Raw genomic sequence first — 11,271 nt, forward strand, 5'->3', positions numbered from 1 at the left:
TAAAAGCGTTTTCTTTAAAAGACAATAGTTGTTTTTAAATTTTTTGAACTTTCTATTCGTTGTGCTCTTCTGCTAGCAACAAATAGCGCTTGTCTCTTACCATGATGCTATATCATAATAGACAGTGCAGAATATGTCTTCCCTACAATCGGGAATCTACTTTATCGTATTGAGGTGGATCCATTGATGTTTAAGCAGATTAAAACAAAAAAAATTTATGAAGAAGTGGCCGAAGCTATTTTCGACATGATTAAAAACGGCGTGCTAAAGCCTGGCGATAAACTCGATTCCGTCCAACAGCTGGCCGAACAGTTTCAAGTCGGACGGGCCGCCATTCGCGAGGCACTCACTGCTTTGAAAGCGATGGGGCTAATCGAACTCAAACAAGGAGAAGGAACGTACGTACGTGAGTTCGATCCGACAATGATGACGTTTCCGTTATCGATTGCCGTCTTAATGAACAAGGAAGATATTTGGCATTTGCTTGAAGTACGCAAGCTTCTTGAGGCAGGCGCCGCCTCGCTCGCTGCTACGAAGCGGACAGACCGTGATCTTAAAGCGATGATGGAAGCCCTTCGGCAAATGAAAGAAGGGATTGGCAGCGATGAGCTTGGCGAGAAAGCAGATTTCGCATTCCATATGGCCATTGCGGCCGCGTCACAAAATCCGATGCTCACAAGCATCATGAACAGCGTATCGGGCATGATCGTCGAAACGATGCGAGAAACGCGCCGCATTTGGCTGTTTTCGAAACAAACGACGACCGAAAAGCTACTTGCTGAACACCAAGCCATTTTCGAAGCCATTCGCGAACAAAATCCAGACGAAGCTCGGACGCGCATGCTTGAGCATTTGACTAATGTCGAAAACGTGTTGTATCGCTACATTCGCACTCAGCAGTCAAACTGAGTGCATTTTTTACAAAAAAGAACTACAAATCTGAAAAAATCATTTATAATAGACATATAGTCATCAGATGACCTGTTCACTCTGCTAGATAAAATAGGAGGGAGAGTAAGTGAAAGTATCGTTATTCGTCACATGCCTCATTGATCTTTTTTATACGAATGTCGGCAAGGCGACCGTCGAACTGCTTGAACGGCTCGGTTGTGAGATTGACTTTCCGGAGGCGCAAACGTGCTGTGGGCAGCCGGCGTATAACAGCGGCTATATCAAAGATGCAAAAGAAGCGATGAAACAAATGATGCGTGCGTTCGCCGATGCGGACTACGTCGTCACCCCGTCCGGTTCGTGTGCAGCAATGTTAAAAGAATATCCACGCATCTTCCGTGGTGATCCGGAATGGGAAGAGGAAGCAAAGCGCCTAGCGGCGAAAACATACGAGCTGACGCAATTTCTCGTCAACGTGTTGAGAGTTGAAGATGTCGGTGCCTCACTTCCTGGGCGGGCGACATACCATACGTCTTGTCATATGACGCGGCTCCTTGGCGAAAAAGAAGCCCCACTCCGCCTGTTAGAACATGTCAAAGGACTTGAACTTGTTCCGCTGCCTAACGCTCATCAATGCTGTGGATTCGGCGGCACCTTTTCCGTTAAAATGGGTCCGATTTCTGAACAAATGGTTGATGAAAAAATCGAGCATATCGAAGAAGTGAAGGCCGACTACTTAATCGGCGCCGACTGCGGCTGTTTAATGAACATCGGGGGACGCATCGGACGGGTCGGCAAACCGATTCGCGTCATGCATATCGCCGAAGTATTAAATCATCGCAACTAAAAAAGGGGGGGAACGAAGATGCCAATGAAAATCGAAAACGGGCCGTTTTGGAAACGGGTCGAAGAAAATTTACAAAATGACTTTATGCGCGGGGCAGTCGCTGGCATGCAAGACCGCGGCTATGTGCGGCGGCTTGGCGTCATCGAAGAACTCGGCCATTGGGAGGAGTGGCGCTCGCTCGCTGAACAAATTCGAAAGCATACTCTCGAAAACTTGGACTATTATTTAATGCAGCTCAGTGAAAACGTTGCCAAACGGGGCGGGCATGTCTTTTTCGCCCAGACAGCCGAAGAGGCGAACGATTACATCCGACGCATCGCTTTGGAAAAACAAGCGAAAAAAATTGTCAAATCAAAATCGATGGTGACCGAAGAAATCAACTTAAACCCGGTGCTTGAAGCCATCGGCTGTGACGTCGTCGAAACAGATCTCGGTGAGTACATTTTACAAATTGACGACCATGACCCACCGTCACATATCGTCGGCCCGGCGCTTCATAAAAACAAAGAGCAAATTCGTGACGTCTTCCACCGCAAGCTCGGCTACAATAAGTCGTCCGATCCAGTTGAACTTGCGCGTCATGCTCGTGAAACGCTGCGGCGCGACTATTTAACCGCTGACATCGGCATCACCGGCTGCAACTTCGCCATCGCCGAATCGGGCTCGATCACGCTCGTCACAAACGAAGGCAACGCTGATTTGGTGACGTCTTTGCCCAAAACACAAATCACAGTGATGGGAATGGAGCGGATCGTTCCGACATTCAAGGAAATGGAAGTACTCGTCAGCATGTTGACGCGCAGCGCCGTCGGGCAAAAATTGACAAGCTACATCACTGTTCTCACCGGTCCACGCGAGCAAGGCGACGCCGACGGACCTGAAGAGTTCCATCTTGTCATCGTTGACAACGGACGCTCATCGATCTTAGGTACGGAGTTTCAGCCGGTGCTGCAATGCATCCGTTGCGCCGCCTGTGTCAACGTCTGTCCAGTATACCGCCATATTGGTGGCCATTCATACGGCTCGATTTACTCCGGCCCGATCGGCGCGGTCTTGTCACCACTTTTAGGGGGGTATGACGACTACAAAGAGCTTCCATACGCGTCCTCCCTTTGCGCCGCCTGTACGGAAGTGTGCCCGGTGAAAATTCCACTTCATGAACTGTTGATCAAACATCGCCAAATCATCGTCGAGCGGGAAGGAAAAGCGCCGGTCGCAGAAAAATTGGCAATGAAGGCGTTTCGCCTCGGAACCGCTTCACCGTCATTGTACCGTTTCGGCACGAAATTGGCGCCAAGCGCCTTCGCCCCGTTTGCTGAAGACGGGCGTATCACGAAAGGCCCCGGCCCGCTGAAAGCATGGACGGAAAGCCGCGTGTTTCCCGCACCGAACAACGAACGATTCCGTGACTGGTTCCGCAATCGTCAAAAAGGAGGAAATCCATCATGACGCGTGGTACGATTCAAAACCGTGACGCGTTTTTACAAAATATCGCCAAACGCCTTGGGAGAAGCCCGCGCCTGTCCGGCGTCTCCCAACCACAATGGGATTATGCGCCGCAATGGACAGTGTTCGCCGGCTATAGCCAGGACGACTTATTGTCAGCACTCCGTGAACAGTGCAAACTGATTCATACGGATTATATCGAGACGACAAGCAGCGAACTGGCCGGTGCACTCAAACAACAAGTGGCGGCCTATGGTGGCGGTCCAGTCATCGTTCCCGATGACCCGCGCTTTGCCGAGTACGGGCTATCCGCCTTGCTTCACGACGAATGGCCAGCCGAACAAACCGCCGTTCACGTTTGGAATTCGTCGCTTGGGCGCCAAAATATTGATGCGGCTGAACAGGCAAACGTCGGCATCGCTTTTAGCGAAATCACCCTCGCCGAATCGGGGACGGTCGTGTTGTTTTCCCGTAATGAGCAAGGACGGACCATTCACTTTTTGCCAAAGACGTATATCGCCATCGTTCCAAAAAGCTCTGTCGTGCCGCGCATGACGCAAGCAGCAGCCTACATTCACGAGCAAATCGAAAAAGGCGCCGTCGTTCCATCATGCATCAACTTCATCACCGGCCCGAGCAATTCAGCCGACATTGAAATGAACTTGGTCGTTGGCGTCCACGGGCCAATGAAAGCGGCGTATATCGTCGTCACCGACCGTTGACCAAAACGAAACGGTGCCCCTTTTGAATCGGGCACCGTTCTTTCCTTCAATATTGTCGGCTGACATCGACCACATTGTTAAGCGGTGTACCCGCTTCGATGCAACGAAGCGTGTCTAAAATGCTGCGGACAGCATCTTCGGTCGATGTAAGCGCCGCGATATGAGGCGTGATGAGGACGTTCGGATGCTCCCATAGCGGCGAATGCGGTGGCAGCGGCTCTTCTTCGAACACATCGAGCACAGCGAGACGGATATTTCGGTTCTCCAACGCGCCGACAAGCGCCGTTTCATCGACCGTCGCCCCACGCCCGACATTGATAAAGCCCGCATTGTGGAGACGGGAAAAAAACGTTTCGTCAAAGAGGTGATGTGTTTCCGCTGTTAGCGGAAGCGCGGCGATCACCCAATCCGCCACCGCCAGCGCTTCCTCGGCCTCCTCAGGACGATAAACGGCAGAGAACGGCGCTGACGCTTTCCCACTTCGCGAGATACCAATGGGAGAAACGCCAAACAGCCGCAGCGTTTCGGCAATGCGCCGGCCGATTTCTCCCGTCCCGTAAATGACGATCCGCTGTTCACCGAGCCGCTTCGGTGCGATCGGCTTCCATTGCCGCTGCTCTTGATACCACGCATAAACGTCATGGCATTGAGCATCACGCAGCAAGTAGCTGAGGCAATATTCCGCGATCTGCTCCCCAAACGTGCCGATTGTCCTTGTCAACAGGACGTTTCGATTCCACTCGCGCCCCCATAAAAACGCATCGACCCCGGCGCCGAGTGAATGCACCCAACGTAAATTGGCCAGCGAAAACGGCCCGGCCGGCTGAAAGCCAATGTACGCATCCGCCCAGACAAAATCATCTGCTTTCAGCTCCTCCTCGGCCACAAAACGATACTCCTTATCCGGCCGCTTGTCCGGAAGAAGGGCAGCGAGTTCATCATAAAGACGTCCTGTCACGAGAATGCGTCGGATGTCCATCGCTTCCCACCACCTCTTGCGCTACGAAGAAAACATGTTTGCTTAAATGAGCGTCCCCTCTTCACGCTCTGCCTTTTTATTCGCAATGTAACCGGCAGCCAAAACAAAAATCGTCACGCCGGCCGCAACAGCATAAACGAACGGACCGTGCGAAAGATGGAGAAGGTGAAGCACTCCTTCATCCTCCACCATCATCTTTCCGGCCGTCCATGCCAAAATGCCTGACCCAACGTAAGCAATCCACCGGTGTTTTTCCATCACCCGGACGATCGCTTTAGAACCAAAAATCATAATGGGGATGCTGATAGCTACCCCGAGCGCGAGCATGCCAATGTGCCCTTCAGCCGCCCCAGCGACAGCGACAACATTGTCTAGGCTCATCACCGCATCGGCGATAATAATGGTCATGATTGCTTTCAACAATCGATCTGACGCTTGGACATTCGCCTCCTCTTCCCGCTCCACGAGCACTTTATAGGCAATCCATACGAGCAGCACCCCGCCAATGAAGTGAACGAATGGGATGTTGAGCAAAAAGACAATGATGGCCGCAAACAAAATGCGTAGCAACACCGCCCCTGCCGTTCCCCAAATGATCGCCTTGTTCCGTTGGTCTTTCGGCAGCCGGCGCGTCGCCATTGCAATGACGACCGCATTATCCCCCGACAAAATAATATCAATCGCAATAATCTTCCATAACGCCAATAATGCCGCGGCAGAAATTGTCAATGGTCTGTCCACCCTTTCCCCTTTCTTTCTTTTTCATCTTACCGCAAATCGGTGAAAGGGACAACCGTACAATATGCCATGCTACGAGCGGGGGCAAGACATTGCAGCTTTTTTCGGTTCACCAACTTCGAGGAATAGGATGGCTTGGCCGATACATCCTCAAAAAAATGGCAACAGCTCCAGGGGTAGCTGTTTGCCAAGAAAGCGAGAAAAGTTGATTCAAAGTGACAAAGATATATGCACTGCCAGCCTTCTATCATTTTCACTGGCTTGGCGGTGCTAGACCATCAAATCAAACTTTTCGAACCGTAAAAAACTTACGCAGCAGCCACGGCCCTGGGGCAAATCCAAGTGTGAGCTGCCATGCTCCAACGCCGGCAAGTTGAAATTGCCGAGCCAACTTCATTTTCTGTCCCATGCTTCGAACATCTTCAAACCATACTTCGTGAACGTTTCCGAGTGCATCGGTATACCGGAAAAATGGGGATTCATCCGCCAATGAATACTGAATAGGGGATTGATAGCGCATGGCCGTAAGCAGTGCTTCCTGGTTGGAACGCGCTGTAGCGAGCATTCCAGGCTGATACGGGATGATCCAGTCATATCCGTACAGCGGGAGCCCTAGCAAAATTTTTTGGCGGGGGACACGCTCAACAGCAAACTGCAACGTCGCCCTCACCCCACCAATCGGTGCCACCGGGCCAGGCTCGCTTGCCGAATGGTGCCAATCGTATGCCATAATAAACATATAATCAACAACCGTGCCAATGCCGCCATAATCGTACCCCTTTAGCCATGGAATGTCTTCGCTTGTTTTCGCTGGAACAGCGATCGTTACGACGTATCCAGCCGGCTTGAGCCGATCGCGCAGCTGGCGCAGAAAACCAGTGAACAAATCGCGGTCTTCGCCACGAATTTGCTCAAAATCAATATTGACCCCACCATATCCTTTTCGCGACACTAAATAAAAAATGTTTTCAACGAGGTTCGCCCTAGCCTCTCGATTGTTCAACACTTGGCTGACAAGCGTTGGGCTGAACCCCTCCGGCGTTAAATTCGTGATGGCAACAAGCGGCGTCACCCGGTTTCGCCATGCTTCCTCAACAGCAGCTGCATCATTCAATTCATTCACTATATCGCCGCTTGGGGCAAAGTGATATTCAAAAAGGGTGATATACGATGAATACGGAGCAAAATCACGAATAATCGCCCTGTCGGCACTCGGTTCGCGAACGACGTAGTAGCCGAACGTCGTCGCCTGATACCATGAGATATCGGGAATGACGATTTTCATTCCTGGGCGCAGGGCATTTGGATTGACATTAGGATTGGCCGCACGCAATTGTTCAAGCATGACAAACGACCGCCGGGCAATGGCTGTCAGCGTGTCCCCTGGTTGCACCGTATAGGTGTAAAGTGGGATGAGCAACGCCTGGCCAGGGACGATGTTCGGTTCCACCATCCCGTTGACAAGACGAAGATCTTCCAATGAATAACCGTACCGGCGGCCGATGGAAAACAGCGTATCCCCCGGCTGGACTGTATGAGTAAACATTTTGTATCGCCTCCATTATGACTAGATGCGAAAAATGGCTGACGATATCCTTTACTATATGCTCCAAACCGGAGGACGTATGTTGTCCTATGACTTGTTTTACACGCTCGCTCCGCCGGCCAAACGGTCTCTTATCGCCTGCTGCTTCAACCAAGCATCCACCGCTTCAATATCACGGGAAAACACGCGATCCGCCACAATGGAAGGAACAATGCGGCGCGCCTGATGGTAAAGCTGACTTGTTGACGGTGCCAGCTGATCAATGCCGCGCTCCTCTACCGCCTGTAAAGCGCAAATGAGCTCGATGGCCAATACTTTTCTCACATTCTGCACGATCAGATACGCATGACGGGCAGCAGTCGTTCCCATGCTGACATGGTCTTCTTGGTTGGCCGATGACGGGATGGAATCAACGCTTGCTGGATGGGCCAGCGTCTTGTTTTCTGATACGAGCGAAGCGGCAACGTACTGCATGATCATCGCCCCCGACTGTAGGCCTGGCTCTGGGCTTAAAAACGGCGGCAAGCCTTCGCTAAGCTGCGGATTGACAAGCCGCTCAATACGCCGCTCGCTCATATTGGCCAGTTCCGCCACCGCGATTTTTAACAAATCCATGGCGATCGCAACAGGTTGGCCGTGAAAATTGCCGCCCGAGAGCACGGCTCCGTCCGCAAAAATAAGCGGATTGTCCGTAGCAGCGTTCATTTCGATTTCAAGTGTTTCCTTTACATAGCGAAGCGCTCTGAGCGATGCTCCATGCACTTGCGGAATGCAACGGATCGAGTACGCATCTTGCACGCGCCGCTCTCCTTGCCTTGTGATAAGCTGACTGCCATCTAGATAGCGACGCAGCCGCTCGGCCACCTCCGCCTGCTCTAAAAATCCACGGGCTTCGTGGATGCGGGCATCAAACGCATCGATCACGCCATAAAGCGCCTCGATTGTTAACGCGGCGATCCACTCGCTGTCGTAAGCAAGCTGTTCCGCCTCAAGATAAGCGATCACCCCCATAGCTGTCATCGCCTGCGTACCGTTAATAAGCGCCAACCCCTCCTTCTCTTTCAGAGAGAGCGGAGGAATTCCCGCTTGCGAAAGCGCTTGGATGGCAGGCATCCGCTGCCCTTGGTACATCACCTCCCCTTCACCGACAAGCGCCAACGCCAAATGGGCAAGCGGCGCTAAATCGCCGCTGGCGCCGAGGGAACCTTGCTGCGGAACAATCGGATGGATACCGGAATTAAGAAACGCGAGCAGCCGCTCAATCACCACCGGCCTTATGCCGGAATATCCCTTTAATAAAGCATTCGCCCGTAAAAGAAGCATCGCCCGCACCACTTCCTCGGCAAACGGCTCACCAACTGCGCAAGCGTGCGATCGGAGAAGATTGATTTGCAACTGCTCAAGATCACTTCCATCAATGCGCACATCGGCAAGTTTGCCAAAGCCGGTATTCACGCCATAAATCGTCCTGCCGCTCGCAATCGCCTGTTCCACAGCTGCTCGACTTTTCCGAACCGCTTCCATGCTCTCCAAAGCGGCTGCCACCGGTTCTCTATCATAAATGACGCGTCTTGCCTCGGCAATTGTTAATGAATGCCCAGTCAACACAATCATGACCCCATCTCCCTTCGTTCATATCAAAAAACAAAAAGGAGGCGCCCCGCCGTTTCAGGCAGTATTCGCCTCCTCATGACTCATCGCTCTAGGCTGATCCTACTCTATCTCATTGTCCGAGCCGCCGCACGTCTCCCTTTCCTGCAATCCTATATATGATTGATTCCGAGCCCGACCGCTTCGTGCTCAAGCCCGCGCACCGGAGCGCCGATCGTCCCGTACAATGCGACGGCGATCCATTCCCCTTCTTTTGGCTGTTCATACGGTGTTCCTCGCACAACAGCGAAACGAAGGCCAGCCGTTCTCAACAAATCTCCTAACTCAACCTGCCCCCTCGTCACGCCGTGCACCGCCTCTAAAATGGCATGATACAAAGCATGCATGTCGCGGTATAAACTGCCGTCAACCACTTCATGACGTTTCGCCGCCGTTTCGATCGCTGCGACGATTTTTTGCGGCTCCATCGCCCCGACGCGTCCTTGGCAATAGCGCCAGTTGCTCGCCCGAAGCTCGTCGAGAATTGCTCCTTCCTCTCCTTCGTCAAGCATCGCCAGCAAAAGCGCCTGACGACCAATGCGCACCGATTTTTCTTTCCCCATTTGGTTGCTGCCCCTAATTTCCTCTTTTTTTCTATTGTATGACGGCAAGGAAAACCGAGTCAACACTTTTTCCAAATTTTAACACATTAACTTATTATCATAATAAAGGTCCATCAACATAACATGTGCGTCACAAGTGAGACTATTTTCTAGAGATTAGGAGTATGCCAACGCTCGATTGATTTTTCCTTACAGATGAAGAAGAACGTTTAATTGAAACAGTCAAACATCGTTTTGGTAAAAATCCACAACAACACATAATTTACATTTTATTGAATATGTGATATCATTAAAATATCAAATTAATATGAGTTGAGGGGGACAATCATGAGGGAACAGAAAGCATGGTATATCAATGGTTTTATCGGCATCGGTGGCATCGTTTTGCTTCTCATTGTCGGGTTTTTCTTCCTCGTTCAAGAGCTGTTTTTGCCCGCCATTTTGTTTTTCATCATTGCTGTTTTGCTCGCCACCGGCATCACAATCGTCCATCCCAATCAAGCGAAAGTGCTCACCTTTTTCGGCCGCTATTTTGGCACAATTCGCGACAGCGGGTTGTTTCTCACCGTACCGCTCACAGTCCGGAAAAACGTGTCGCTGCGCGTGCGCAACTTCACCAGCAGCAAACTGAAAGTCAACGACATCCAAGGCAATCCGATCGAAATCGCCGCCGTCGTTGTCTTCCGCGTCATTGACTCAGCCAAAGCAGTGTTTGATGTGGACGATTATGAACAGTTCGTCGAAATTCAAAGCGAAGCGGCCATCCGCCATGTCGCCACGAAATATCCGTACGATACGTTTGAGGACGATAACGAAGTCACGTTGCGCGGCAACGCGGATGTCATTTCTGATGTGCTTGCTGCGGAACTGCAAGAACGTCTGCGCGTTGCTGGGGTCGAAGTGGTTGAAGCACGCCTCACCCACTTAGCCTACTCCCCAGAAATTGCGGGCGCTATGCTCCAACGCCAGCAAGCAGCTGCCATTTTGGCAGCGAGGAAAAAAATCGTCCAAGGAGCCGTCTCCATGGCGCAAATGGCGATTGAACAGCTTGACAAAGAAAACATTTTAGAGTTAGATGATGAACGAAAGGCAGCGATGGTGAATAACTTAATGGTGGCGATCGTCTCCGAACGCGCCACCCAGCCGGTGATCAACACGGGCAGCCTATATTAACGGTTGTGGAGTGCGATGACAAAGAAAAAACAATTTCCTTTACGCATTGACCATGATTTATATGCTGTGTTGGAGCAATGGGCGCAAGACGAGTTTCGTAGTGTCAACAGTCATATCGAGTTTTTGCTGCGGGAAGCAGCAAAGCGAGCCGGACGGCTCGGGAAAAAGAAAACGGATCAACAAAGAAGCTAGCCAACGCCGGCTGGCTTCTTTTGTTTTTCAGTCATGGTCATTTTTTACATAAATATAATGATAGCAGAGCCTTTTTTGAAAGGGAGGGACGAACCGATGCCGCCATTTCGCGCTGAAACAAACGTATTGCTGTCACATCTTCCCGTCTACGCCGCAACTACGGCCGGACCTCCCCATTTTTGCCGTACTGTTCCGCCAGCTATCCATCGCACTAGCCGTTACAAACGATCATCACCGCCGATCATTTCTCCTTCATATGGAGATACCACACAAAGACATGAACAGATATGTGCAAGACGAGAGCAACAAATAGGTGGATTCCACTTTGCGACATTTGCTCGAACGGCTGCGGCTTCATCACGGCAAAAAGCAATCACATCGTTGTCATTAAGGGCAATGGCCCCAATCTCGCCAACTGCAGTCCGGCTCATCTCGAAAGGAGAAAACCAATGGTGGGCAAACAACAACCTTGAACAGTTAACGCGCCTGCTCATCCACACTCGGAGTGAAACGCTTGTGCCAAA

The 11,271-nt window shown here is 51.2% G+C and carries 11 protein-coding genes; 6 read left to right on the top strand and 5 right to left on the bottom strand.

The window, feature by feature from the left end; all coding sequences use genetic code 11:
* The first annotated feature begins 183 nt into the window (after positions 1–183).
* From DSM465_RS0112510 to DSM465_RS0112525, 4 genes are all read left to right on the top strand, one after another.
* Positions 184–909, top strand: coding sequence for a FadR/GntR family transcriptional regulator (locus DSM465_RS0112510; RefSeq protein WP_029761484.1), 726 nt, complete (start codon positions 184–186; stop codon positions 907–909).
* A 109-nt stretch (positions 910–1,018) separates the two neighbouring features.
* On the top strand, positions 1,019–1,738 hold the full coding sequence (locus DSM465_RS0112515; RefSeq protein ID WP_029761485.1) for a (Fe-S)-binding protein: 720 nt from the start codon (positions 1,019–1,021) through the stop codon (positions 1,736–1,738).
* A gap of 18 nt (positions 1,739–1,756) precedes the next feature.
* The gene (locus DSM465_RS0112520) at positions 1,757–3,187 is read left to right on the top strand and encodes a LutB/LldF family L-lactate oxidation iron-sulfur protein (RefSeq protein ID WP_008881225.1); all 1,431 of its coding nucleotides are present in this window, start codon (positions 1,757–1,759) and stop codon (positions 3,185–3,187) included.
* On the top strand, positions 3,184–3,906 hold the full coding sequence (locus DSM465_RS0112525) for a LutC/YkgG family protein (RefSeq protein WP_008881226.1): 723 nt from the start codon (positions 3,184–3,186) through the stop codon (positions 3,904–3,906). Before DSM465_RS0112520 ends, DSM465_RS0112525 begins: the two co-directional genes overlap by 4 nt.
* A 46-nt stretch (positions 3,907–3,952) precedes the next feature.
* Here the strand turns inward: DSM465_RS0112525 and DSM465_RS0112530 are convergent, their stop codons facing one another.
* From DSM465_RS0112530 to hutP, 5 genes are all read right to left on the bottom strand, one after another.
* Positions 3,953–4,885, bottom strand: coding sequence for a D-2-hydroxyacid dehydrogenase (locus DSM465_RS0112530; RefSeq protein WP_029761486.1), 933 nt, complete (start codon positions 4,883–4,885; stop codon positions 3,953–3,955).
* A 42-nt stretch (positions 4,886–4,927) separates the two neighbouring features.
* A complete protein-coding gene (locus DSM465_RS0112535; RefSeq protein WP_008881228.1) occupies positions 4,928–5,614 on the bottom strand; it encodes a TerC family protein in 687 nt (228 codons plus the stop codon).
* A gap of 292 nt (positions 5,615–5,906) precedes the next feature.
* Complete coding sequence (locus DSM465_RS0112540) at positions 5,907–7,169, bottom strand: glycosyl hydrolase family 18 protein (RefSeq protein WP_029761487.1); 1,263 nt, start codon at positions 7,167–7,169, stop codon at positions 5,907–5,909.
* A 99-nt stretch (positions 7,170–7,268) separates the two neighbouring features.
* Positions 7,269–8,783, bottom strand: coding sequence for a histidine ammonia-lyase (gene hutH, locus DSM465_RS0112545; protein ID WP_008881230.1), 1,515 nt, complete (start codon positions 8,781–8,783; stop codon positions 7,269–7,271).
* Between the two features lie 149 nt (positions 8,784–8,932).
* Positions 8,933–9,382: a hut operon transcriptional regulator HutP gene (hutP, locus tag DSM465_RS0112550; protein WP_008881231.1), complete on the bottom strand. Its 450-nt coding sequence runs from the start codon at positions 9,380–9,382 to the stop codon at positions 8,933–8,935.
* A gap of 327 nt (positions 9,383–9,709) precedes the next feature.
* On the opposite strand from hutP, the gene DSM465_RS0112555 reads away from it, so the two are divergent.
* Together DSM465_RS0112555 and DSM465_RS19015 are read left to right on the top strand one after the other, a co-directional pair.
* Positions 9,710–10,555, top strand: coding sequence for an SPFH domain-containing protein (locus DSM465_RS0112555; RefSeq protein WP_008881232.1), 846 nt, complete (start codon positions 9,710–9,712; stop codon positions 10,553–10,555).
* A gap of 15 nt (positions 10,556–10,570) precedes the next feature.
* Entirely contained in the window at positions 10,571–10,747 is a 177-nt protein-coding gene (locus DSM465_RS19015) for a hypothetical protein (RefSeq protein WP_008881233.1), read from the top strand.
* Positions 10,748–11,271 lie beyond the last annotated feature (524 nt).

Origin of the sequence: Geobacillus thermodenitrificans subsp. thermodenitrificans DSM 465, assembly GCF_000496575.1 — a bacterium.
GTDB lineage: Bacteria > Bacillota > Bacilli > Bacillales > Anoxybacillaceae > Geobacillus > Geobacillus thermodenitrificans.

What these genes read in the sequence shown, in the direction of transcription:
- DSM465_RS0112555 (WP_008881232.1), top strand. Translation starts at nt 9,710, where the DNA reads ATGAGGGAACAGAAAGCATGGTATATCAATGGTTTTATCGGCATCGGT.
- DSM465_RS0112520 (WP_008881225.1), top strand. Translation starts at nt 1,757, where the DNA reads ATGCCAATGAAAATCGAAAACGGGCCGTTTTGGAAACGGGTCGAAGAA.
- DSM465_RS0112540 (WP_029761487.1), bottom strand. Translation starts at nt 7,169, where the DNA reads ATGTTTACTCATACAGTCCAGCCGGGGGATACGCTGTTTTCCATCGGC.
- hutP (WP_008881231.1), bottom strand. Translation starts at nt 9,382, where the DNA reads ATGGGGAAAGAAAAATCGGTGCGCATTGGTCGTCAGGCGCTTTTGCTG.
- DSM465_RS0112530 (WP_029761486.1), bottom strand. Translation starts at nt 4,885, where the DNA reads ATGGACATCCGACGCATTCTCGTGACAGGACGTCTTTATGATGAACTC.
- hutH (WP_008881230.1), bottom strand. Translation starts at nt 8,783, where the DNA reads ATGATTGTGTTGACTGGGCATTCATTAACAATTGCCGAGGCAAGACGC.
- DSM465_RS0112525 (WP_008881226.1), top strand. Translation starts at nt 3,184, where the DNA reads ATGACGCGTGGTACGATTCAAAACCGTGACGCGTTTTTACAAAATATC.
- DSM465_RS19015 (WP_008881233.1), top strand. Translation starts at nt 10,571, where the DNA reads ATGACAAAGAAAAAACAATTTCCTTTACGCATTGACCATGATTTATAT.